16 protein-coding genes and 2 rRNA genes (1 of these 18 running past the window's edge) are annotated in these 23,283 nt (G+C 64.8%); 11 read left to right on the forward strand and 7 right to left on the reverse strand.

Translation table 11 applies throughout. The features are described 5' to 3' along the window. From PJW05_RS00635 to PJW05_RS00670, 8 genes are all read left to right on the forward strand, one after another. Nucleotides 1-1,672, forward strand: a 23S ribosomal RNA gene (locus PJW05_RS00635) (it extends 1,219 nt beyond the left edge of the window). A gap of 139 nt (nt 1,673-1,811) precedes the next feature. Beyond that, nucleotides 1,812-1,927, forward strand: a 5S ribosomal RNA gene (gene rrf, locus PJW05_RS00640). A 156-nt stretch (nt 1,928-2,083) separates the two neighbouring features. Continuing rightward, nucleotides 2,084-3,076 (forward strand): asparaginase, encoded by a 993-nt coding sequence (locus tag PJW05_RS00645; protein ID WP_271410021.1) that lies wholly within the window; start codon nt 2,084-2,086, stop codon nt 3,074-3,076. A gap of 197 nt (nt 3,077-3,273) precedes the next feature. Further along, a complete protein-coding gene (locus PJW05_RS00650; protein ID WP_271410022.1) occupies nt 3,274-4,878 on the forward strand; it encodes an inorganic phosphate transporter in 1,605 nt (534 codons plus the stop codon). Between the two features lie 168 nt (nt 4,879-5,046). Further along, entirely contained in the window at nt 5,047-6,453 is a 1,407-nt protein-coding gene (locus PJW05_RS00655) for an NAD(P)/FAD-dependent oxidoreductase (RefSeq protein ID WP_271410023.1), read from the forward strand. An 11-nt stretch (nt 6,454-6,464) separates the two neighbouring features. Beyond that, complete coding sequence (locus tag PJW05_RS00660) at nt 6,465-6,812, forward strand: cupin domain-containing protein (RefSeq protein WP_271410024.1); 348 nt, start codon at nt 6,465-6,467, stop codon at nt 6,810-6,812. 46 nt (nt 6,813-6,858) lie between these two features. Continuing rightward, nucleotides 6,859-8,091 (forward strand): aromatic amino acid transport family protein, encoded by a 1,233-nt coding sequence (locus tag PJW05_RS00665; protein WP_271410025.1) that lies wholly within the window; start codon nt 6,859-6,861, stop codon nt 8,089-8,091. A gap of 61 nt (nt 8,092-8,152) precedes the next feature. Then, nucleotides 8,153-9,676 carry a PucR family transcriptional regulator gene (locus PJW05_RS00670; RefSeq protein ID WP_271410026.1) on the forward strand — a complete coding sequence of 508 codons (1,524 nt, stop codon included), beginning with the start codon at nt 8,153-8,155 and terminating at the stop codon, nt 9,674-9,676. Nucleotides 9,677-9,848: 172 nt separating this feature from the next. Here PJW05_RS00670 and PJW05_RS00675 read toward each other — a convergent pair whose 3' ends face one another. The 6 genes from PJW05_RS00675 to PJW05_RS00700 all read right to left on the reverse strand — a co-directional run bounded on the left by PJW05_RS00675 (nt 9,849) and on the right by PJW05_RS00700 (nt 17,042). After that, nucleotides 9,849-10,133, reverse strand: a complete 285-nt coding sequence (locus PJW05_RS00675; RefSeq protein ID WP_271410027.1) for a hypothetical protein — start codon at nt 10,131-10,133, stop codon at nt 9,849-9,851. 291 nt (nt 10,134-10,424) lie between these two features. Next, a complete protein-coding gene (locus PJW05_RS00680; protein ID WP_271410028.1) occupies nt 10,425-11,693 on the reverse strand; it encodes an OprD family porin in 1,269 nt (422 codons plus the stop codon). Nucleotides 11,694-11,715: 22 nt separating this feature from the next. Beyond that, nucleotides 11,716-13,248, reverse strand: a complete 1,533-nt coding sequence (locus tag PJW05_RS00685; protein WP_271410029.1) for a 3-hydroxyacyl-CoA dehydrogenase — start codon at nt 13,246-13,248, stop codon at nt 11,716-11,718. Further along, nucleotides 13,245-14,045 (reverse strand): enoyl-CoA hydratase, encoded by an 801-nt coding sequence (locus PJW05_RS00690; RefSeq protein WP_271410030.1) that lies wholly within the window; start codon nt 14,043-14,045, stop codon nt 13,245-13,247. Before PJW05_RS00690 ends, PJW05_RS00685 begins: the two co-directional genes overlap by 4 nt. Before the next feature lie 56 nt (nt 14,046-14,101). Next, nucleotides 14,102-15,289, reverse strand: coding sequence for a CaiB/BaiF CoA transferase family protein (locus PJW05_RS00695; protein WP_271410031.1), 1,188 nt, complete (start codon nt 15,287-15,289; stop codon nt 14,102-14,104). 25 nt (nt 15,290-15,314) lie between these two features. Beyond that, complete coding sequence (locus PJW05_RS00700; RefSeq protein ID WP_271410032.1) at nt 15,315-17,042, reverse strand: acyl-CoA dehydrogenase family protein; 1,728 nt, start codon at nt 17,040-17,042, stop codon at nt 15,315-15,317. Between the two features lie 112 nt (nt 17,043-17,154). On the opposite strand from PJW05_RS00700, the gene PJW05_RS00705 reads away from it, so the two are divergent. Next, a complete protein-coding gene (locus tag PJW05_RS00705) occupies nt 17,155-18,072 on the forward strand; it encodes a LysR substrate-binding domain-containing protein (RefSeq protein WP_271410033.1) in 918 nt (305 codons plus the stop codon). 154 nt (nt 18,073-18,226) lie between these two features. Then, nucleotides 18,227-19,636, forward strand: coding sequence for an MFS transporter (locus PJW05_RS00710; protein WP_333908715.1), 1,410 nt, complete (start codon nt 18,227-18,229; stop codon nt 19,634-19,636). A gap of 331 nt (nt 19,637-19,967) precedes the next feature. Here PJW05_RS00710 and PJW05_RS00715 read toward each other — a convergent pair whose 3' ends face one another. After that, the gene (locus PJW05_RS00715; protein ID WP_271410034.1) at nt 19,968-21,224 is read right to left on the reverse strand and encodes an OprD family porin; all 1,257 of its coding nucleotides are present in this window, start codon (nt 21,222-21,224) and stop codon (nt 19,968-19,970) included. Nucleotides 21,225-22,295: 1,071 nt separating this feature from the next. Between PJW05_RS00715 and PJW05_RS00720 the strand changes: the two genes are divergently transcribed. Further along, nucleotides 22,296-23,204: a LysR family transcriptional regulator gene (locus PJW05_RS00720; RefSeq protein WP_271410035.1), complete on the forward strand. Its 909-nt coding sequence runs from the start codon at nt 22,296-22,298 to the stop codon at nt 23,202-23,204. Nucleotides 23,205-23,283 lie beyond the last annotated feature (79 nt).

A 23,283-nucleotide genomic window follows, 5' to 3' on the forward strand; every position in this document is an offset into this window, starting at 1 on the left:
CTGGAGGTATCAGAAGTGCGAATGCTGACATGAGTAACGACAATGGGTGTGAAAAACACCCACGCCGAAAGACCAAGGGTTCCTGCGCAACGTTAATCGACGCAGGGTGAGTCGGCCCCTAAGGCGAGGCAGAAATGCGTAGTCGATGGGAAACGGGTTAATATTCCCGTACTTCTAGTTACTGCGATGGAGGGACGGAGAAGGCTAGGCCAGCTTGGCGTTGGTTGTCCAAGTTTAAGGTGGTAGGCCGAACACTTAGGCAAATCCGGGTGTTCAAGGCCGAGAACTGATGACGAGTGTTCTTTTAGAACACGAAGTGGTTGATGCCATGCTTCCAGGAAAAGCTTCTAAGCTTCAGGTAACTAGGAACCGTACCCCAAACCGACACAGGTGGTCGGGTAGAGAATACCAAGGCGCTTGAGAGAACTCGGGTGAAGGAACTAGGCAAAATGGCACCGTAACTTCGGGAGAAGGTGCGCCGGTGAGGGTGAAGGACTTGCTCCGTAAGCCCATGCCGGTCGAAGATACCAGGCCGCTGCGACTGTTTATTAAAAACACAGCACTCTGCAAACACGAAAGTGGACGTATAGGGTGTGACGCCTGCCCGGTGCCGGAAGGTTAATTGATGGGGTTAGCGCAAGCGAAGCTCTTGATCGAAGCCCCGGTAAACGGCGGCCGTAACTATAACGGTCCTAAGGTAGCGAAATTCCTTGTCGGGTAAGTTCCGACCTGCACGAATGGCGTAACGATGGCGGCGCTGTCTCCACCCGAGACTCAGTGAAATTGAAATCGCTGTGAAGATGCAGTGTATCCGCGGCTAGACGGAAAGACCCCGTGAACCTTTACTGTAGCTTTGCACTGGACTTTGAGCCTGCTTGTGTAGGATAGGTGGGAGGCTTTGAAGCGAGGACGCCAGTTCTCGTGGAGCCATCCTTGAAATACCACCCTGGCATGCTTGAGGTTCTAACTCTGGTCCGTCATCCGGATCGAGGACAGTGTATGGTGGGCAGTTTGACTGGGGCGGTCTCCTCCTAAAGAGTAACGGAGGAGTACGAAGGTGCGCTCAGACCGGTCGGAAATCGGTCGCAGAGTATAAAGGCAAAAGCGCGCTTGACTGCGAGACAGACACGTCGAGCAGGTACGAAAGTAGGTCTTAGTGATCCGGTGGTTCTGTATGGAAGGGCCATCGCTCAACGGATAAAAGGTACTCCGGGGATAACAGGCTGATACCGCCCAAGAGTTCATATCGACGGCGGTGTTTGGCACCTCGATGTCGGCTCATCACATCCTGGGGCTGAAGCCGGTCCCAAGGGTATGGCTGTTCGCCATTTAAAGTGGTACGCGAGCTGGGTTTAGAACGTCGTGAGACAGTTCGGTCCCTATCTGCCGTGGACGTTTGAGATTTGAGAGGGGCTGCTCCTAGTACGAGAGGACCGGAGTGGACGAACCTCTGGTGTTCCGGTTGTCACGCCAGTGGCACTGCCGGGTAGCTATGTTCGGAAGAGATAACCGCTGAAAGCATCTAAGCGGGAAACTCGCCTCAAGATGAGATCTCACTGGGATCTTGAATCCCCTAAAGGGCCGTCGAAGACTACGACGTTGATAGGTTGGGTGTGTAAGCGCTGTGAGGCGTTGAGCTAACCAATACTAATTGCCCGTGAGGCTTGACCATATAACACCCAAACAATCTGGTGATTGTGGGTGCGACTGGTGAAGTCGATATAGACCGAAAGTTCGCAAGAACCGCAAAGCCAACCACTGTCACATACCTGATTCGGGGTAGCGTCACCGACGATGCCCCAACCGAATTGCTTGACGACTATAGAGCGTTGGAACCACCTGATCCCATCCCGAACTCAGCAGTGAAACGACGCATCGCCGATGGTAGTGTGGAGCTTCTCCATGTGAGAGTAGGTCATCGTCAAGCTCCTATCCCAAACCCCCGATCCGCGACTGCGGTTCGGGGGTTTGTCTTTGCGCGCGGGAAAATCCGGGTTCGCGAAATGCCCCCGACACCGGTAGGCCGGTACGGAAGGGGGGACTAGGATGGCAGGGACTGCAGTAAAACAATAACGGAGAAATCATGTCCCCCTCCCGCAAGCTGCTGGTGCTCTACACCGGCGGCACCATTGGCATGCAGATGACCGAGACCGGCCTTGCTCCCGCCTCAGGTTTCGAAACCCGATTGCGCCACGAGCAGGCCGCACACCCGCAACGTCCGGCACCCGACTGGATATTCCGCGAGCTTTCCCCGCTCCTGGACAGCGCGAATATGACTCCGGTCAACTGGTTGCAGATGCGCGACGCCATCGTGGCCGGTGTGGAGCAGGATGGCTGCGATGCGGTTCTGCTCCTGCATGGCACTGACACCTTGGCCTACAGCGCCGCGGCCCTGTCCTTCCTGCTGCTGGGTCTTGCCATTCCCGTTGTGCTGACCGGCTCCATGCAACCCGCTGGCGTTGCCGATGGTGATGCCTGGCCCAACCTGTTCGGCGCCCTGGCGTGTCTCCAGGCCGGTGTTGAGCCGGGTGTCCATCTCTACTTCAATGGCCGGCTGCTGCCGGGCAGCAGAGTAAGCAAGGAGAAGAGTGACGCGCCGGATGCCTTCTCCGAATCCCTCCGCCCACGTCAGGGTGCGCGCGCTCAGGAGATCCCGGCAGCCCTCGACTACCGTAATCCCCGTAGGCCTGTCGCCCTGGCGGTCCAGCCCCTCTTCCCTGGTCTCGGCGTCGCCCAGTTGCGCGCGGTGCTGGACAGCGGTATCCACGGCCTTTTGCTGGAGTGTTATGGCAGCGGCACGGGCCCATCGGACAACGTCGACCTGCTTGCCGCCCTGAAGGACGCCCATCGCCGAGGAATCGTCCTGGCCGCCATCAGCCAATGTCCGCAAGGTGCCGTGGAGTTCGACATCTATGCCGCCGGCAGCCTGCTGGCCAGCGCGGGCCTGGTCTCCTGCAAGGGGATGACGCGAGAAGCCGCCCTCGGCAAGTTGTTCAGCCTGCTGGGCACGGGCCTGGGCCAGGCTGAAGTGGAACACTGGCTGACGCTCGACCTCTGTGGTGAGCTGGCCGGCTGAGCCGGCGAACGCGCAAACGCCTACCGTCCTAGCGCTGTACCGGAGCTGGATGCGGCAGCGTCTTTGGCTTGGTGAGCGCGCTGTCATCAAATGGTCATGAAACTGTCTTAATTTGCCGCGGCGACGAACCACGAACGTTCGCGCCGTTGAGTGACCCGCCGGGGCCAGCGCGACGACAACCCGTTTCGGAGCCATCCATGACCAACCCCACGACCACCGGCCGTGTGACGCCGCTTGGCAAGCCTGGCAGCTCGCCGATCAGTCTCTTCTTCGGCGCCCTGTTCATTGCCGTCATCGGCTATTTCCTGTTCTGGGGCGCTGACTATGTCCAGGGCAATCACTTGCTGCTGTTCGTCCTGGCCACGCTGTTCGGCGTGTTCATGGCCTTCAATATCGGCGGCAACGACGTTGCCAACGCCTTCGGCACCTCGGTGGGCGCCGGGACCCTGACCATCAAACAGGCGCTGATCATCGCCGCGGTCTTCGAAGTTTCAGGCGCCATCATCGCCGGCGGCCATGTTACCCAGACCATTCGCGGTGGCATCGTCGACCTTGGGGCCATGGACGTGGCGCCGATGGACTTCGTCTACATCATGATGTCCGCGCTGATCGCCGCGGCGCTCTGGCTGCTGTTCGCCACCAAGCGCGGTTATCCGGTCTCCACCACCCACTCCATCATCGGCGCCATCGTCGGCAGCTCCATCGCTCTCGGCGTCCTGATGCAGGGTGGCGATGCAGCCTTCGAACTGGTGCAGTGGAGCAAGATTGGCGAAATCGCCATCTCCTGGGTGCTCTCGCCCCTGCTCGGCGGCGTCGTGGCCTATCTGCTTTACCAACAGATCAAGAAGCACATCCTGAGCTACAACGAGCGTGCCGAAGACCGCCTGGAAGCGCTGCGAGAGCAGAAACGCGCCCACAAGGTCCAGCACCAGGAAGGCTTCGACCGCCTCTCGGAGTTGCAGAAGGTCGCCTACACCCAGGCCATGGCCCGCGACCAGCAACTGATGGGTGATCGTGATTTCGATCCCCAGGACCTGGAGTCCGACTACTACAAGGGGCTCTACCACCTCGAGCGCCAGCGCGAAGACATCGCCTCTCACCGCGCCCTGGAAAACTGGGTGCCACTGGTGGCTGCCATCGGCGCTCTGGTCGTCGGTTCCATGCTGCTGTTCAAAGGCCTGAAGAACCTCGACCTGGGCCTCACCACCCTCAACAGTTACCTGCTGCTGGGCATGATCGGCGTCGGCGTGTGGATGTCCACCTACGTCTTCGCTCGTTCCCTGCGGGACGAGCCCCTGGGCCGCGCCACGTTCATCATCTTCAGCTGGATGCAGGTCTTCACCGCTTGCGGCTTCGCTTTCAGTCACGGCGCCAACGACATCGCCAACGCCATCGGCCCCTTCGCCGCCATCCTTGATGTGCTGCGCACGGGAGCGACCGGTTCCCAGGCGGCCATTCCCACACCAGCGATGATCGCTTTTGGCGTCGCGCTCATCGTCGGCCTCTGGTTCATCGGCAAGGAAGTGATCCAGACCGTCGGCCACAACCTGACCGAACTGCATCCGGCGTCCGGCTTCTCCGCCGAACTGGCGGCTGCCGCCGTCGTGATGCTCGCCTCGGTCATGGGGCTGCCGGTCTCCAGTACCCACATCCTGATTGGCGCGGTGCTCGGCATCGGCCTGGTCAACCGCCAGACCAACTGGGGCCTGATGAAGCCCATCGCGCTCGCCTGGGTCATCACCATTCCCGCTGCCGCACTGCTCAGTGCCGGTGCCTTCCTGGCGCTCAGAAACCTGTTCTGATCCCTGCCTTCGGCTGGCGCCCACCCGGGCGCCGGCCCCATTCCCGCTACCGTCCCGCTCATACCATCGTATGAGCGGGACCTGTCGATTCCTAACCCCGTTCGATTGTTGCACCGGCCCCTGCTCCCGAAACTGTTCCAACTGTTTCGACTGCACCGGGCCATCAACATGAAACTTGCGCTGACACCTCCCCTGAAACCCAGCCACTGGCTGGAGGCCGCCGAGCCTTCCGGCATCTACGCCGCGCCTCTATGCGGGCGCCAGCGGGTCGATGTGCTGGTGGTGGGGGGCGGTTTCGTCGGCCTTTGGACGGCCTTGACCCTCAAGCAACTAGAGCCCGGCGCCCGGGTCATGGTTCTCGAACAGGATGTCTGCGGCGGTGGCGCGTCCGGGCGCAATGGCGGATTCGTCATGTCCTGGTGGCCGAAGATCGGCACCCTGCGAAGCTTCTGCGACGAGGGCCAGGCGCGCTTCCTCGGTGAAAGCGCCGAGCGGGCCATTGGCGAGCTTGGCGAATTCTGCGCGGAGAACGGTATCGATGCTCACTTCCAGCAGAATGGCTGGCTGTGGACGGCGACCACGCCCCTGCACGTCGATACCTGGAACGATACCCTCGCTGCCTGCGAACGCTTGGGCGTGCAGCCCTTCGAGCGCCTCAGCGCTGCCGAAGTCGCCCGCCGCACCGGTTCGGCCGTACATCTGGCGGGCGTCTTCGAACGCAGCAACGCCACTGTGCAGCCGGCCCTGTTGGCACGTGGCATGCGCCGAGTGGCGCTGGATGGCGGTATCGAGATTTACGAGCGTACCGGTGTGAGCGACATCCAGCCCGGACGCCCCGCGCTGGTGCGCACGGCCGGTGCCGAGATAGAGGCCACCCAAGTGGTGCTGGCGACCAACGCCTGGGCCGCTGCCCTGCCTGAACTGGCCAAGCTGATCGTGCCGGTCAACAGCTCCATCGTGGTCACGGAGGCGATTCCCCTGCGGCTGGCGGATATCGGCTGGAGTGGCGGCGAGGCCATCACCGACTCCCAACTGATGGTGGACTACTACCGCACTACCCGCGATGGTCGCATCGCCTTCGGCAAGGGTACCGGCGCCATCGCATATGGTTCGCGCATTGGCCCTGTGTTCAGCGAGGATGCGGACAGCCTGCGGTTGACCGAGGCGGACCTGCGCCGCTCCTATCCCATGCTCGGCGACGTCGGCATCAGCCATGGCTGGTCCGGTCCCATCGACCGCACCTACGACAGCCTCCCCGTGTTCGGTCGCCTGGCCGGCCAGGACAACATCCACTACGGCATTGGCTGGAGCGGAAATGGCGTCGGCCCCAGTCGCCTGGGCGGGCGTATTCTCGCCAGCCTTGCCCTCGGGCGCGACGACCAGTGGAGCCGCTGCCCGCTGGTGGAGCGCCGCTGCCGCAGCTTCCCCCCAGAGCCGCTGCGCTTTGTCGGCGGCTCCCTAGTGCGCAATGCGGTGATCCGCAAGGAGCGCGCGGAACTGGCCGGCGCCGTGCCCGCAGCTCTGGATCGGTTCCTGGCGCGCTTCGCCCCCGCCGGACTGGAAGACAAATCCTGAAGGAGCCTTGCATGACCCCCCTACGCATCCGCCTCGACGACGCCACCCCATTCACCCCGGCCAGCCCCGTGGGGGCGCCAGTCGGCGAGCCACTGGTTCTGACCCGCACTGCCCTGCACCAGGAACTGCCCGGCCAGCGCGCCGTGACCGGCTTCTGGGAATGCTCTCCCGGCCGCTTCCGCCGTCAGGTGGTCGAGGCTGAATACAGCTACATCGTTAGCGGCGAGGGCAGCTTCACCCCGGACGGTGGCGAGCCCATCGACTTCCGCGAGGGCGACGCCCTCTATTTCGCGGCCAACACCCAGGGCACCTGGGAGGTCCGCAGCCCCGTGCGCAAGACCTACCTGATCCTCGGCTGAGTCCCCTTCGGCCGCTCACGAACCCCGACAACAGAGGAAACAAGAAGTGGGTATCAAAGAGAACTTCGAAACGGAATCCGGGCTCAAGACTCATGCCCTGGGCTCACTGGAGTCCATCGCAATCATCATCGGCACCAACATCGGCGCCGGCGTCCTGAGCATGGCCTTCGCCGCGCGCAAGGTCGGTTACCTGCCGCTTCTGGCGTGTTTGGCCATCACCTGCTTCTTCTGCATCATCACCATGCTCTATGTCGCCGAGGCCTGCCTGCGGACCCGCGGCAACAAGCAGCTAAGCGGGCTTTCGCGGCGCTACCTGGGCGCCTTCGGCGGCTGGCTGATCTTCATTGCCGTGGCGGCCAACAGTTACGGCGCGCTGGTAGCCTACATGACCGGCAGCGGCAACATCATGACCGACTTCTTCGGAGAGTACGGACTTTCCCGCGAGCTCGGCAGCCTGATCTTTTTTGTGCCTTCGGCGCTGGTTCTCTACCTCGGTCTCAAGGCGCTCGGGGTGGGCGAGAAACTCATCAGCGCGGGAATGGTCCTGATCGTCTGCGTGCTGATCGCCGCCACCCTGACCCACCAGGACACCCGCATCTCCCACCTCTGGCAGAGCCAGTGGCAGTACGTGGTGCCAGTGTTCAACTTGGCGGTGTTCGTCTTTGGCGCCCAGTTCCTGGTGCCCGAACTTGTACGAGGCAACCTCACCACGCCACGGCGCCTGCCTCGGCTGATCGTCATTGGCATGGCCCTCACCTTCGTGCTGGTGGCGGCGATTCCCGCTTCGGTCATTGCCCTGGTGGGCACCGAGAATCTCAGCGAAGTGGCCACCCTCAGCTGGGGCAAGTCCCTCGGACTCTGGGCCTACTACGTGGCCAACACCTTCGCCCTGCTGGCCATGCTCACCTCCTACTGGGGACTGGGCGGCTGCCTGTTCACCAACATCTTCGACCACTTCCGCCTGGGCAGCGAAAGCGATCGCCGCAAGCGCCTGGCGGTACTGGCGGTGGTCGCCATCCCGCCCTTCCTGCTGGCCTACTCCGGGGTAGGCAGCTTCGTCGATGCGCTTTACTTCGCCGGCACCTTCGGCGGCGTATTGATGGGCATCATCCCGATCCTGCTGCTCAATGCTGCGCGTCGTTCCGGTGACCGTCAGCCCGAATTCACCTGTGGCTGGTATGCCCACCCGGCGATCCAGGCAGTCATCGTGATGATTTTTCTCGCCAGCGGCGTCTACGCCATCGTGTCGGCAATGGGCATGCTGCCCGCCAGCTGGTGATCGGCCGCCGCCGCGCCGGGAGGCAATTACACTGGGGGCTGAAATCTGGAGCCTTTCGTACATGTCCCTGAACCTGCGTGACCTGATCGACCTCCCGGAGCTCCGCTCGCGCCTGCTGAGCGGCGCGGCGGGTGTCGAGCGCCGGGTGCGCTGGGCCCACGTCTGCGAACTGCCCGATCCGACCGAATGGTTGGGGGAGGGTGACCTGCTGATGACCACCGGGCTCGGCATCCCGGTCGCCACCGGTGAACAGCGTCGCTACCTGGAACGCCTGGCCGAGGCTGGGCTGGCCGGCATCATGATCGGCGAGAACATGCAGGCACCGGCAGATCTGGAAGGCCTGCGCCAGGCTGCCGATCAGCGCGGCTTTCCCCTGATCCTCACGGAGTACGGTGTGCCTTTCGCGGCGGTCACCCGCGCCATAGTCGACGCCGACCGTAAGGCAGAGCATGAGCGTCGCACTGCACTGGCGCGCGTCTACGAGAGCGCGCGCCTGAGCATGCAGGGCTTGGGACTGCCGGCGCTGCTGGCTCGCTTGGAGAAGGACGTGCAAGTGCGGTTATGCCTGGTGGATGAGGAGCGCCTGCAACCCTGGATCACTGGGTTGCCGCCCTTGCCCGAGGCCCTGCGCGATGGCATCGCCGGCCGCCGCCGCGAGCGCATTGGGCCTCAAGCCATGGTGCAACGGCTCCCACTGGGTGAGCGCGAAGCCCTGACCATGGCCCTGCCCACCCACCGGAATTGTCTTCTGGTAGCGTTTGGCGGTGAGCCGCCGGATTACGGTCTCCTGCATCACCTGGTCGCAGTGCTCGGCATCGAGATCGAGCGCCTGCAGGTGGAAAGCGAACGACGCCTGAGGTTGGGCTCTGAATTGCTGGATGACCTCTTGCAGGCGCGGCTGTCTCCTTCTCTTGCCCGGCAGCGCCTGGGTGAATTGATGCCCGGGCAGGATTTGACTGACCTTTGTCTCACGGTGGCCCGCCCCGGAGCGGCCGTCCTGGCCGAACGGGGCGATGTACTGCGTCACTGGGGCGCTCGCAGCCTGCTGCGGATGCAGGGCGAGGAACTCATCTTGCTGCATCCATTCGACCTGGCCGGCGCCCTGCAGACAGAACTGGGTGCCTTGCTGGGCCTGAGCGATCCGCTGGGGCACCCCGAGCGTTGCACCGATGCCCTGCGCGAGGCGCGCCTGGCCCTCGCCCATGCGCATCCCCAACGCCCCGTGGGCGTATACGCCGAACTTGGCAGCGATACCCTCTGGCTGCCCAGGACCCTGGACGAGGCTGAGTACTCTGCGCGCCTCATCCTCGGCGGATTGCTGGACTACGACCGGGCGCAGGGCTCCTCCCTGCTCCTTAGCCTATGGGTGTTCCTTGAGGAGAACCGTTCCTGGCTGGGCGCGGCACGGCGGTTGAACGTCCATAAACAGACGTTGGTCTACCGCATCCGCCGTATCGAAGAGATCAGCGGCCGTTCCCTGGCTTGCACCGAAGACGTGGCGACGCTCTGGTTTGCCCTGAGGGCCGCGCAATTCGCCGGTATCGGCACGCTGCCTCAGGACGACACTCGCTCGTTATTCAGGTGATGCTTGTTCAGGTCCAGCCCGAGGTCTTTACGTGAGATACGACTGAATGAGCTCCGGACGTTCACCTCAGTGGGAATCACCTCTCAAGCTTGTGGTTTTAGCCCCTTGCTGTAGGCGCGAGCAGGGCCCGCTCCTATGTGCCTCTTCTATCTTTCTCGATCCCGGCCTGACCTCAGCGGCCGACTTCCCGGCCGGCCGCTTTGCGCGCCGCGTCCAGCAGGTCGCAGGCATCCTCCAGCAACACCGCGGCGGCATGGGTGACGTGCATCAGGTCCCTGCCGTCGGCTTCCTGGGATTCCAGCAAGGACAGACTGCGCAGCAGGTTTTTGGCGGCATGCAGGCGCATATCGGCGCAGTCCTGCAGCTCGGCGTAGGAACGGCTGCCGTTGAGTAGCAGCACTGCCGTCGTGCCGGCGTTGGCGGTGAGGGGAATGAGGTGGAGGAAATCCGTATGCATGATGAAGCTCCCAGAGTTCGATGGAGCTGCCACCCGTCGCGGCCAAGCGAGGTAGGGTGGCAACTGTACGCGGGTTGGCCGACCGGGACTCTAGGCACCCGGCACACCCGAAGGTGTCCCGCGCACAGCTGCCATGACACGACATCGCAGACACGATGATGCGTCTGTGATGGTGAGCGGGGCGTCTGTGCGCCTAGAGTTGTTCAACCGGCCAAGGTCGGCCACGGGATTGACCGTGGCGGGCCGGACTATAGGTGGGGGAGAGGGACATGGCAATGGCGCGCTGCTGTGTCACAGCGGCAGGCTATAGCTCAGGTACAGGCGATTCTCGTCGACATCGCGGCTGAAGGCGGAGCGATAGACCGCGTTGCGCCAGACCAGCCCCAGGCCCTTCAGAGGCCCATCCTGGAATGCGTACTTGATGTCGGTATCGCGCTCCCACTCGCGGCCGCTACCGCCGCCCGTGGGTTCGGCATCCCGGCCGCGGAAGTAGCGGGTCATCAGGGTCAGACCGGGCAGGCCGAGTGCGGCGAAGTCGTAGTCGTAGCGCGCTTGCCAGGACGTCTCCCCGGCTTCGGCGAAGTCGTTGTACTGGCCGAAGTTGACCAGGTAGGGATCGGTGCCATCCAGGTAGGGGTAGGCGCTGCCGCCATTCATGCGTTGGTAGCCCAGGCCCAAAGCGTGGCCGCTGTGCAAGCGGTAGGTCACCAGGCCGCTGAAGGCGCGGTTGTCGATCCGGCCGCCACGTCCCGCGCCGGCGTCGTTGCTGATGGCCAGGCGCAGGTCCGTTTCCAGGCTGTCGGAGCCGATGCGCGTCTGGCCTTTCAGGCCGACGACGTGCTGGTCGTAGACATCCTCCAGCTCGCCATAGTGGTAGCTGCCGGTCCAGCCCGGGACGAGCCGGTAATCCAGTCCGCCCAGGGAAAAGTGATCCGCCTGTGCCGCTGCGGCGAAGCGCTTGTTGCGGTTGAACAGTGCGAGCTCGCTGCTCCCCGCCTCGTTGCGCTGACTCACTTTGTCCAGCCGCCCGAGGTTAAGGGTCAGGCCCTCGACTTCGCTGGACGTGAGCAGGCCGCCCTGGAAGACCTGGGGGAACAGGCGACCGAAGTTGGGCTGCACGGTTGGGAGCTTGGGGACCAGCGCACCGATCCGCAGCTCCGTGCCGGACACGCGCAGCTTGGCGGTCGGGTCGAACCGCGCGTAGTCGTCTTCCGCGCGCCCATCCCGCTGCACCGGGAGCAGGCCGGTGCCGCTGCGATTCGGGCTTGAATCGAGCTTGATGCCGAGTTTACCCAGGGCGTCCAGGCCGACACCGACGGTGCCGGTGGTGTAGCCCGAGCGATAGTCGAGGAGAAAGCCCTGGGCCCATTCCTCGCTCTTCGAGCGGCCAGTGCCGTCGCGGAAGTCGCGGTTCATGTAAAAGTTGCGGACCAGCAGCGTGGCCTTGCCGTCCTCTAGAAAGCCATCGGCCAGCGCCAGGAAGGGGGTGCAGCTGGCGGCGAGGAGGGCGCAGCGAGCGAAGGGCGCGCGCGGACCGGAACAGGTAGAGGCATTGAGCATGCGGAAGTCCTCGCAGAAGGGGTCAGGCCGGTAACGGGGGTTCCGGCTGGCGCAGGGAAAGGCCCAGGCTGGCGCGCCGGCGCAGCCAGGGGCTGGGGCGATAGCGCGGATCGCCGCTGAGGGCATGGATGCGCTCGAGGATGCGCAGCAGGCGGCCGGCGCCCAGTTGATCGCCCCAGGCCAGCGGGCCCTGTGGATAACCCAGGCCGAGGTGGACCGCCTGGTCGATGTCCTGCGGCGTGGCGATGCCCTGCTGGGCGATGTCGCAAGCCAGGTTGACGATGGCGGCCAGGGTGCGCTGGAGGATCAAGCCGGTGCTGTCGCGGATGATCGAGACACCGGCGCCATCGCGGGCGAACAGCGCGTGGGCGGCCTGCTGCACCTCGCTCCGGGTGAGCGGGGTGAGCATCAGGCAGCGATGCCGCAGCAGATCCGTCAGTGGATCGATCACGACGGTGCGCGCCGGATCGACGGCGAAGCGGTGAGCGGCCTGGCTGGCGTCGTCGCCGAGCGGCGCCAGCAGGCACAAGGCCGAGCCGGAAGGGCGCGCCGTGGGTTCCACATCGGCGCCCAGATGCTGCAGCAGCGGCAGCAGGCGCTCGCGATCCAGTGCGTCGTCGGTGCCCAGCCAGATCGGCGGCAGCACGGGGCAAGCCGGCGTCGCCGATGCACCACGCAGGACAGGCTGGCCGTTGTCGTAACGGTAGAAACCCTGCCCGCTCTTGCGGCCCAGGTGGCCCGCCGCGAGCATCTGCCGCAGCAAGGGGTGGGGCCTGTAACGAGGCTCCTCGTACCACTGCTGGTAGACCGACTCCATCACCGGCTGGCTGACGTCCAGGCCGATCAGGTCGAACAGCTCGAACGGCCCCATGCGGAAGCCCGCGCCTTCGCGCAGGACGCGGTCGATCGTTGAGGCGTCGGCCACGCCCTCGGCGAGGATGCGCAGCGCCTCGGTACCGAAGGCGCGTCCGGCGTGGTTGACGATGAAACCGGGCGTATCACGGGCACGCACCGGCTGGTGGCCCAGCGCGGTGACCAGCGCATGCAGGCGTTCGCCCACTGGCGGGCGAGTGGTCAGGCCTTCGATCACTTCCACCAGGCGCATCAACGGCGCCGGATTGAAGAAATGCAGGCCGGCGACTCGGCCGGGGTCGCGGCAGGCCGAGGCGATGGCGGTGATCGACAGCGACGAGGTGTTGCTCGCCAGGATGGCCTCCTCGTCCAGCAGCGCTTCCAACTGACGGAACAGGGCCTGTTTGGCTTCCAGCTGCTCGACGATGGCCTCCACCACCAACTGGCAGTCATGCAATTCCTCGAGGCGCTCCACTACGGTCAGGTTATGTTCGGTGCGCTTGGCTGCCTCCGGGCTCATGCGGTCCTTCTCTACCTGCCGTGCGAGGAGCTTCGCGATGCCATCGAGAGCCTGGCGTGCCGCGTCTGGGCGCAGGTCGAACAGCTTCACTCCGAGTCCGGCCTGGGCTGCCAGCTGGGCGATGCCTTGCCCCATGGCGCCAGCGCCCACCACCCCGACACGGGTTATAGGTTCGCCGTTCATATGCCTTGGTACTCCGGTGTGCGCTTTTCCAGGAACGCGCGCATGCCTTCCTTCTGGTCGCGGGAATCGAACAGCAACTGGAAGGCCTTGCGCTCCAGCGACAGGGCGTGCTCAAGCGGCATGTCCATGCCGGCCTGGACCACCTCCTTGATCTGAGTCACCGCCAGCGGGGGCATGCCCGCTATCTGGCGCGCGAGCGCAATGGCGCGTGGCAGCGCCTCGGCATCGGCCACCACCTCGCTGACCAGCCCCATGGCCAGCGCCTCCCGGGCGCTCACCCGGCAACCGGTGAGCAGCATGCGCATCGCCTGGAACTTGCCCACAGCCCGCAGCAGGCGCTGGGTACCGCCGGCGCCGGGCATCACGCCGACCCTGATTTCCGGTTGGGCGAACTGCGCGGACTCGCCGGCGACGATCAGGTCGCAATGCATCGCCAGCTCGCAGCCGCCGCCCAGGGCATGGCCGTTGACGGCGGCGATGACCGGCTTGGTGCAGTGGGAAATCGCCTGCCAGTGGCGCTCGACATGACGCTGGTAGATAGCCAGTGCCGAGGCCTCCGCCAGCTCGCCCAGGTCCGCGCCGGCGGCAAAGGCACGGGCATTTCCACTGATGACGATCACTCGGGTCTGGGGGCAGCGGTCCAGCTGCAGGAAGTGTCCGGCAAGCTCTTCGCGCAGGACCATGTTCAGGGCATTCAGTACCGCAGGGCGATTCAGTCGCAGCAGGGCGACGCCCGCGTGCGGGCGCTCCAGCAATACCGTGGGTTCGGGGCGTGCGGCCCCCTGGTCAGCGCTCATGGCGACCTCCAGTCACGCAGGTTGGAAAGGGGCGGCCAGGGCGCGGCCGCACGGATTCAGCCGTGGACAATGCCGCGTTGCAGCAGGGCGTCGATCGCCACGGGCGACAGGCCCAGTTCCGCCAGTACCTCACGGGTGCTTTCGCCCAGCCTCGGCGGCGGGCTGCGGTAGCGGGCGGGCGTGCGCGACAGCTTCACCGGCGAGGCGATGCCCCGGTAGTCGCCCAGTTCCACCACCAGGCCGCGATGCCGGGTGTGCGGGTGCTCGACCACCTGATCCACCGTGGCGATGGCGCCGCAGGGCACGCCGAGGCGGATCAGTCGCTCGGCCAGGTCGCGACCGTCCTGTGTCGCCAGGTGGCTTTCCAGGGCCTGCTTGAGGGCCTGGCGGTTGACCGAGCGCGTGCCGTTGTCGCGAAAGCGCGGGTCCTCCAGCAGGCTCTCGGCGCCCAGGTGTTGGCACAGCCGGGCGAACTGCCGGTCGTTGCCGACGGCGAGGAAGATCGGTTCGGTACCGGTGCGGTAACTGTCGTAGGGCGCGATGTTGGGATGGGCGTTGCCCGTGCGCTGCGGGGTGCGGCCGGAGGCGAAGTGGTTGGGCAGGTGCGGGTGCAGCAGGGAGATGCCGCAATCGTACAGGGCGATGTCCAGCGATTGGCCGCGCCCGCTCGACTGGCGCTCGTTCAGCGCCAGGAGAATGCCGACCACCGCGTTCAGCCCGGTGACCATGTCGACGATCGGCAGGCCGATGCGCAAGGCGTCACCCTGGGCTTCGCCGTTGACGCTCATCAGGCCGGCCATGGCCTGGATCGCCGCGTCGTACCCCGGCAGTCCGCCGAGCGGGCCGTCGGCGCCGAAGCCGGATACCGCGCAGTGGATCAGCCGCGGGAAGCGCTCGCGGAGAACGTCCTCATAACCGATGCCCCAGCGCGCCAGGGTACCGGGTTTGAAGTTCTCCAGCAGGACGTCGGCACCGTCCAGCAACCGCAGCAGCAGGTCGATGCCCTCGGCCTTCGAGAGATCGACGGCGATGCCCTTCTTGTTGCGGTTCACGCCCTTGAAGTAGGACGCCGTATCGCCTTCGAAAGGTGGGCCCCAGCCACGGGTCTCGTCACCCGCGAGCGGTTCCAGCTTGATCACATCCGCGCCGTGGTCGGCCAGCGCCTGGGAGCAGTAGGGACCGCCCAGGACGCGGCTGAGGTCGATGACGCGGATGCCGCGCAGGGCGCCAGGTTGGTCGTTCATGGTCGTTCTCGTCATGGGAAGGGCTTCACTGCGCCAGCAACTGCAGGGCATCGCCCAGGCTTACCGGCGCCTCGGATACCAGCGTGGGCAGCAGCGGGGCGGCGGCGTCGACGGCGGGCAGGTCCAGCGGGTCCTTCGGCAGCAACTTGTGGCGCACCACCAGCAGCGCCAGGGCCAGGCGGCGGTAATCCGGTGCCAGGCGGCAGGCTTCCCAGGCCATGAAGATCGCCGTGGCGATGTGGTAGAGCGCGCTGCCGGCCTGACGCACCTGCTCGTGGCGGTGCTCGGCCGCCACCTCGCTCAGGGCCGTGGCCACGCGGTCCAGCAGGCTGCGCAGGTGTGCGGTCACCGGGGCGGGCAGCTCCGCATCGGCGAGCACGTGCTGCAGGTGGCGCTGCAAGGGGGCCAGGGCATCCTCGCGGGTGACCGCACGGGCGATATCCAGCGCGACGATGTTGCTGGTGCCCTCCCAGATCGAGCCGAGGTGGGCGTCGCGCACCAGGCGCGCATCGCTCCACTCCTCGATATACCCGACGCCGCCGCGCACCTCCATGGCGTCGCCGGTGACCCGGCGAGCGTCACGGCAGGCGCGGAACTTGATTAGCGGCGTGAGGATGCGCACACACTTCTGCGCTTCGACATCGCCGCTGTCAGCCCGAGGCAACAGGGTGGCGATCTGCATGAACATGGAACGGGCCTGCTCGGCCGGCAACATCATCTTCAGGAGCTGGCGCTGCATCAGCGGCATGTCGGTCAGATGCTTGCCGAACGCCAGGCGATTACGCGCCACGTAAAGGGCTTCGTTGACCGCGCGGCGCATCAGCCCGGCGGCGCGCACGCCATTGGACAGGCGCGACATGTTCACCATGTCGGCCATCTGCTGAAAGCCACGGCCGATCTCGCCAATCAGGCAGGCGCTGGCGCCTTCCAGGCTGATCTCGCCGCTGGCCATCGAGCGGGTGCCCAATTTGTCCTTCAGGCGGACGATGCGATAGGCGTTGCGGGAACCGTCCGGACGGTGCCTGGGCAGCAGGAACAGGCTCACCCCGGCCATGCCGTCCGGCGCACCGTCGGGGCGGGCCAGGACCATGGCGAGGTCGGCATCCGGGTTGGAGCAGAACCACTTTTCGCCGTAGAGCTTCCACTCGCCATCTTCCAGCCGCGCGCGGGTGCGGGTACGCGCCACGTCGGAACCGGCGGCCTGCTCGGTCATGAACATGGCGCCCTGGTAGAGGGTGTCGAAGTCGCGGGAAGCCAGGAACGGCAGGTAACGCTCCACCAGCTCCGGCGCGCCGTACTTGCGCAGGGTGCGGGTGAGGGAGTCGGTCATGCTCACCGGGCAGCAGAGGCCGAATTCGGCCTGTACGAAGAGGTAGGTCAGGGCGTACTTGATCAGTGGCGGCGGGCCGTCGGCGCAGTGACTCATGGCGGCCAGGCCCAGCTCGGAAAAGGCCACCCGTTCCAGGGCGACGAAATCCGGGTGCTTGATCACCCGTTGCAGGTCTTCGCCACGCCGGGTTCGCGCAGCCAGTACCGGGGGATGCTTGTCCGCCGACAGGGCCAGGCGGTCCAGCTCGCCGCCCGCGCGGGCACCCAACTGCTGCAGCTCCGGCAGCCAGGGGGCGAGGACATCGGCGGGCAGGTAAGTGGCCAGCAGGCGGGGCAGTGTGGGGTCGCAGTCGAACAGGTTCATCCCGCTGCTGTCGGGAATGTTCAAGTCATCGGCATGGGGGCGTTCGGTCAGGGCGTTCATGGCGGCACTCCTTCTTGTAGTGCGCCGAGCCTAGGAAGCCGTTCGATAAGTATCCAATACAATTAAAAGCTCCTACGATAAGAAAAACAGATCGTAGGGAGGGCGCTGGAGCATGGACCTCAAACAACTGCGCTACTTCGTGGCGGTCGCTGAAGAGCTGCACTTCGGGCGGGCCGCGGCGCGCCTGTTCATCTCTCAGCCCGCCCTGTCGTTCGATATCAAGAAGCTGGAGGAGCAATTGGGCATCCAGCTTCTGCTGCGCAACAACAAATCCGTGAAGCTGACCGCTGCCGGACAGGTGCTGCTGGAGGAGGCGCGCAACCTGCTGCTGCAGGCGGAGCAGGCCCGGCGCCTGACCCTGCGCTCCGCCCAGGGCGCCCTCGGGCGCCTGCGGGTCGGCTTCGTCAGCTCGATGCTCTATCGCGGCCTGCCCCAGGTCGTGGCGGATTTCGAGGCACGCTTTCCCGGCATGGAGGTGGTGCTGCAGGAGATGAACAGCGCCGAGCAGGCCCAGGCGCTGCAGCGGGGGCAGATCGACATCGGCTTCGCGCATCGGGGCACCCTGCCGCCGGGGATCGGGTCGCAGCCGCTGCTCGCCGACCCCTTCGTCTGCTGCCTGCCGCCGGGCCACCGCCTGGCCCAGCGTCAGCGGGTCGACCTGGCGGAACTTCGGGACGACCCCTTCATCCTCTTCCCGCGCCACGCCTCGCCTCACTACCACGACCTGATCATCGCCCGCTGCGTGGCCGCCGGCTTCAGCCCGCAGATCCGCCACGAGGCGCGCCTCTGGCAGACCATCGCCGCCATGGTGGCCCAGGGCATGGGCGTTGCCCTGCTGCCGCAGACCCTCGGCCGCGCCTGGGGGCGGGACGTGCACTGTGTCGAGATCGAGCAGCCCGGCGCGCCGTCGGAGATCCACGCCATCCTCGCCGAGGAAAACCCGCCGGAAGCGGCGCTGCAGTTCCTCGACATTCTCAAGGCCTGCCTGCGTGCCGGTGCCAACCATACCGAATCGGTTATCAAGCCATAAAAACAAACGACTATTGATTTCCCCACCTCGCTCCTAGACTCCCGCTCGACTCGAGTCCCAAGCCGCGCCGCGCTGTGGTTTACCGTGTCCCCGCCTGTTGCGTGGGGCCAGGGGAAGCGTTGCGCCCGACAACAAGAACAATGAGGTAGGGTCCATGCATTCCATCGAATCCGTCAGCGAACGGGAACAGCACCGCAAGGCCCGCAAGGCCGGCATCGCCTCCTTCATCGGCACCACCATCGAGTGGTACGACTTCTACATCTACGGCCTGGCCGCCGCCCTGGTGTTCGGCAAGGTCTTCTTCCCCGCCGACATGGACCCGGGCGTCGCCACGCTGCTGTCCTTCGTCACCCTCTGGTCCGGCTTCATCGCGCGCCCCCTGGGCGGCGTGATATTCGGCCACCTGGGCGACCGCATCGGGCGCAAGACCACCCTGGTGATCACCCTGATCATGATGGGCGTGGCCACCACCTGCATCGGCCTGTTGCCGACCTACGCGGAGATCGGTCTCCTGGCGCCCATCGCGCTGGTGCTGCTGCGCGTGCTGCAGGGCATCGCGGTGGGCGGCGAGTGGGGCGGCGCGGTCCTCATCGCCAGCGAGAGCGCGCCCAAGGGCAAGGGCATCCTCTACGCCGCCTTCGCCCAGCAGGGCTCCCCCACCGGCAACCTGTTGGCGACCCTGGTCTTCTTCGGCCTCAGCAGCCTGCCCGCCTCGGCGTTCATCCTCTGGGGCTGGCGCGTGCCCTTCCTGCTCTCGGCGGCCCTGGTGATCGTCGGCATGGTCATCCGCCTGACCCTGGAGGAGTCCGCCGACATGCAGCGCCTGCTCAAGCAGAAAAAGACCGCGAAGCTACCGATCCTGGAGGTGCTGCGCAGGCACTGGCTGATCGTGCTGCTGGGCGCGGGCACCCTGCCGGTGATCCACGTCACCTACTTCAAGAGCACCTTCGCCCTGTCCTGGGCCACCAAGACCCTGGGCTACAGCCAGGGCACTTTCCTCAGCATCATCGTCATTGCGCTTATCGTTCAGTTCATCACCCAGCCGCTGGGTGCCCTGCTCACTTCGCGCATCGACATGCGCAAAGCCGTCGCGCTGATGGTGCTGCCTGAATTCATCCTGATGCCGGCGATGTTCTTCGCCGTGGAAACCCAGGTGTACTGGATCGCCGCCGTCGGCATGTGTCTGGCCACCATTCCCCACGCCATGTTCTACGGCGCCATCGGCGGCATCCTGGCGCGGGCCTTCCCCACCCGAGTGCGCTACTCGGGGCTGTCCCTGGCCTACCAGCTCTGCTCCCTGCTGGTGGGCGGCGCCACGCCGGTGCTGGCGCAGTGGATACTCAACTCCACCGGCAGCATCAAGGGCGTGGCCATTGCCTCGGCCAGCTACGCCGTTGTCTCCCTGGCCTGCACCCTGGCCCTGCTGCGCATCACCGGCTTTCGCGCGAGCGACCTGTCCAGTGCCGAGCGGGCGGATGCCGAGGAGCTCCATGGACGGGAGTGCGACGAAGCCTCGCACCAGGAGTCATCAGAAGAGCCACGACCTCAGCGGGCCATGGCCTGAGCCTCAGCGTCCGGCCGCTTTGCGCGCCGCGTCCAGCAGGTATCCTCCAGCAGCACTGCGTGAGGTGGGGGAAATCCGTATGGAGGATGAAGGCCCAATTTGAAGTGAGAGCTGCCCGGTCGCGGCGCTCAGTTCGCCGATGGCCTGTTCCCAGGTGGCGCCGCAGAAGTTCTTGCCGTGCAGCGGCGGTTCCCCAAAGAGCGGTTGAATGCAGAGCCCGGTGTGGCGAAGGGGCGTGGAATGCGGCAGGCGATTGTTCTTGCGGATGTGTCCACGCCCGGGTGCCGGGCGCGGAGCGCAGCGCGCCGGCGAACCGGCGCGATGCAGGGCATCAGAGGATGCTCAGGGGGTACTCGATGAAGGCGCGGACTTCGTTGAGGTCCGGGCCCACGTCGTTGTCGGCGCGGTAGATGGAATTGCGCAGCTTGAACGACAGGTCCTTGGCCGGACCGTCCTGCACCACGTACTTGAACTGGTTGAACAGTTCGCGTTCGGTGCCGTCGGTTTCGCCACCGGCGACGATATCGGTGCCGCGCACGTAGGCGAACTTGTAGCTCAGGCCCGGTACGCCGTACTCGGCGAAGTCCAGCTCGTAGCTGACCTGCCAGGACTGCTCGTCTTCCAGGTTGAAGTCCGAGTAGTAGGAGTTGGCCACGTAAATGGTGCTGCCGCCGTCGCCGAAGTCGTAGGCGTAGCCGGCATCGCCGCTGTTGCGCTGGTGGGCGAGGATGAAGGCGTGGGCGCCGACGCTGTACTTGGCCGCCAGGCTCCAGAGGGTGTTGCGGTCGCCCTGGCCGTCACCGCCGAAGGCCAGCGCCGAGGTGGCGCCGTCGTCGTACTTGGTGCGGTAGATGTTGAAGTCGAAGTTCAGCGCCTGGGTGTCGCTGAAGGGGATGTTGTAGTTCAGGTTGGCGTAGTACTTCTTGAACTGGTCTTCGACGTCGGAGTGGTAGAGGCTCACGCTGAAGTCGTCGCTGACCGCGTAGCTGCCGCCGATCACGTCGATGCTCTTCAGGCGGTTGGGGTCGCGCGCCGGGTCGCCCATGGGGCTGTCGCCGGTGAAGCGGCCGACGTTCAGCTCCAGGCCCTCGATTTCCTTGCTGGTGAGCAGGGTGCCGGTGAAGGCTTGCGGCAGCAGGCGGCTGTCGTCATAGGCCAGGACCGGCAGGGAGGGGAACTGGTTGCCGTACTTGAGCACGGTGTTGGAGAAACGCAGCTTCACCGCGCCGCCGGCTTCGGAGAGGTCGTCCACCGGGTGGCCATCGCTGTCGGTGTCGAAGAAGGCGCTGTAGTTGCGGCCACGGCCACTGTCCAGCTTCACGCCGAGCAGGCCGTAGGCGTCGACGCCGAAGCCGATGGTGCCTTGGGTAAAGCCCGACTCGAAGGTGCCGATGAAGCCCTGGCCCCAGGTCTTGGCGTCGTTGGTGCGGTCCTTGTAATCACGGTTGAAGTAGGCGTTGCGCAGCAGCAGGGTGGCGTTGGCATCTTCTACAAAGCCCTTGGACTCGGACTGCTCGCTGGCCAGTGCGGGCAGGCTGAAGGCGGCGGATACCGCCAGCGCCAAGGCGCTCAGGGAGTTGAGTTGCATGGGAATGCTCCTGGTGAACGGCTTATTGGTATTGGATTTGGCAGGAATCAGAGGCATATCCGGCGCGAGGCCTGGCCTGTCCGGGATATGGAGTTGCCTTGAGTTGTTTGTTTTTTATGCGGAGTGGAAGTGCATCGCGTGGCAACAGTTATCATGGAGTCGCGCAATGGAGGTAAATATGAATATCGATTCTGGATATCCATGATTTTGATTGCTGGAAGTCTTGACCGATATTCGCTGCTGTTCCTGGCGTCGGAGTTTCCCGTAACTTCATATATTCTCCGGCAAGAAATTCGCTGCCCTATCAAAAGTTCAAATCAGGATCAATCGGCAATTCTGCGAGGTGTCAATCCGTGCCAATTGCGAGCCCTTCCGGCATGGGGCGAAGCATCATTCATGGCGGCTGCTCATGCTGCTCAGCGACACGTCAGAAGGAACCATGACCAGAAAAATATGGCGATAACTGTTATCTGGCATATTGATTACTGCTGTCGATCTGCATCAGTAAAATGTACCCCCATGAAGTTTCGGTGCGAGCACTTCACGATCCTCCCCGTGAATTGTCCAAACCCACTCCACTTCATGATCCTTTGGTAATGAATTCTCGCCGCCTTGTTTCAAGGCGGCTTTTTTATGGGCGCTCTCCGGGGATCAGGGGTGGCTCAGCGCGGCGGACTGTTCGGAGGCTTGTTGCCATCCGCCCGCTGACCTGCTGGTGGACGGAGTCAATGAGGATGGGTGCTAAGTGCTAAGCTATCGATTAGCACGCTATCTACCTGTTCGGCTCGAATTTCTTGCAAGCATCGACTCCCGTGGCAATGGCTTACGCGGCCAGTTCGCCTCCATCCTTTCCTGTGTACGCGAGACGGCCAGCGCCGCAGCGCGAGGTTGAGCAACAGGCAACCCGCGCAACAGCTACATTCGGACAGGCACCCAAGTGGCACGGTCCCAACATTCACCAGTGGTCCCGGGCTCCCGGCGCTCGGTTGCGGATTCGACGAGCACTGGCCCGCATCCGCGGTTGCCGTGCCGCTTCCGGCGAACCGGTCCTAAACGGCGGAGGGGCATGGCATGAATCGCAATGAACTGCGCAAGGCCGACATCAACCTGATGGTGGTGTTCGAAACGCTGATGCAGGAGCGCAACGTCACCCGCGCCGCGGAGAAGCTCTTCCTCGGCCAGCCCACCATCAGCGCCGCGCTTAATCGCCTGCGGGGGCTGTTCAACGACCCGCTGTTCGTGCGCATCGGCAATCGCATGGAGCCGACCGCGCGGGCCGAGCAGATCTACCAGCACCTGTCACCGGCACTGGATGCCCTGTCCGTCGCCCTCAGCCTGACCCACGAGTTCGACCCGGCCACCAGCAGCATGACCTTTCGCATCGGTCTGTCCGACGATGTCGAGTTCGCCCTGCTGCCGCCGGTGCTGCGCGCATTGCGCAACGAAGCGCCGAACATCGTCATCGTGGTCCAGCACGCCGATTACTGGCGGATTCCCGAACTGCTGGCCAACGGCGACATCACCGTCGGCATCACCCAGACCCGTGACCTACCGGCGAACGCCAAGCGCAAGCGCCTGCGCCGCGTGCACCCGAAGGTGCTGCGGGCGGATGCGGGCAAGGAACCCCTGAGCCTCGATGCCTACTGTGCGCGGCCCCATGTCCAGGTGTCCCACACCGCCAGCATCCACGGCATGGCGGATGAATGGCTGCAGGCCGTGGGGCGCAAGCGTCGCGTGGTGCTGTCCGTGCCCCAGTTCAGCGTGCTGCCGGCGCTGCTGGCCGACACCGATCTGCTGGTCAGCCTGCCGGACTACGCGGCCGAAGCCATGGTCGCTAATGGCCAGTTGCGCCATGAGCCGCTGCCTTTCGAGACGCCGGTCCTGGATCTGGACATGGTCTGGCTCAGCCTGCTGGACAACGACCCCGCGGAAAGCTGGCTGCGGCAACGGCTGAAGACCCTTATGGGCGAGGATGGCTGAGAGGAAGGGAAGGCGCAAAAACAAAGGCCCCAGGATTGCTCCTGAGGCCTTTGTCATATCTGGCGCATCCGGCGGGATT

The sequence above is a fragment of the Pseudomonas sp. Q1-7 genome (assembly GCF_028010285.1).
Taxonomy (GTDB): Bacteria; Pseudomonadota; Gammaproteobacteria; order Pseudomonadales; family Pseudomonadaceae; genus Metapseudomonas.

What these genes read in the sequence shown, in the direction of transcription:
- PJW05_RS00645 (WP_271410021.1), top strand. Translation starts at nt 2,084, where the DNA reads ATGTCCCCCTCCCGCAAGCTGCTGGTGCTCTACACCGGCGGCACCATT.
- PJW05_RS00650 (WP_271410022.1), top strand. Translation starts at nt 3,274, where the DNA reads ATGACCAACCCCACGACCACCGGCCGTGTGACGCCGCTTGGCAAGCCT.
- PJW05_RS00655 (WP_271410023.1), top strand. Translation starts at nt 5,047, where the DNA reads ATGAAACTTGCGCTGACACCTCCCCTGAAACCCAGCCACTGGCTGGAG.
- PJW05_RS00660 (WP_271410024.1), top strand. Translation starts at nt 6,465, where the DNA reads ATGACCCCCCTACGCATCCGCCTCGACGACGCCACCCCATTCACCCCG.
- PJW05_RS00670 (WP_271410026.1), top strand. Translation starts at nt 8,153, where the DNA reads ATGTCCCTGAACCTGCGTGACCTGATCGACCTCCCGGAGCTCCGCTCG.
- PJW05_RS00675 (WP_271410027.1), bottom strand. Translation starts at nt 10,133, where the DNA reads ATGCATACGGATTTCCTCCACCTCATTCCCCTCACCGCCAACGCCGGC.
- PJW05_RS00680 (WP_271410028.1), bottom strand. Translation starts at nt 11,693, where the DNA reads ATGCTCAATGCCTCTACCTGTTCCGGTCCGCGCGCGCCCTTCGCTCGC.
- PJW05_RS00685 (WP_271410029.1), bottom strand. Translation starts at nt 13,248, where the DNA reads ATGAACGGCGAACCTATAACCCGTGTCGGGGTGGTGGGCGCTGGCGCC.
- PJW05_RS00690 (WP_271410030.1), bottom strand. Translation starts at nt 14,045, where the DNA reads ATGAGCGCTGACCAGGGGGCCGCACGCCCCGAACCCACGGTATTGCTG.
- PJW05_RS00695 (WP_271410031.1), bottom strand. Translation starts at nt 15,289, where the DNA reads ATGAACGACCAACCTGGCGCCCTGCGCGGCATCCGCGTCATCGACCTC.
- PJW05_RS00700 (WP_271410032.1), bottom strand. Translation starts at nt 17,042, where the DNA reads ATGAACGCCCTGACCGAACGCCCCCATGCCGATGACTTGAACATTCCC.
- PJW05_RS00705 (WP_271410033.1), top strand. Translation starts at nt 17,155, where the DNA reads ATGGACCTCAAACAACTGCGCTACTTCGTGGCGGTCGCTGAAGAGCTG.
- PJW05_RS00710 (WP_333908715.1), top strand. Translation starts at nt 18,227, where the DNA reads ATGCATTCCATCGAATCCGTCAGCGAACGGGAACAGCACCGCAAGGCC.
- PJW05_RS00715 (WP_271410034.1), bottom strand. Translation starts at nt 21,224, where the DNA reads ATGCAACTCAACTCCCTGAGCGCCTTGGCGCTGGCGGTATCCGCCGCC.
- PJW05_RS00720 (WP_271410035.1), top strand. Translation starts at nt 22,296, where the DNA reads ATGAATCGCAATGAACTGCGCAAGGCCGACATCAACCTGATGGTGGTG.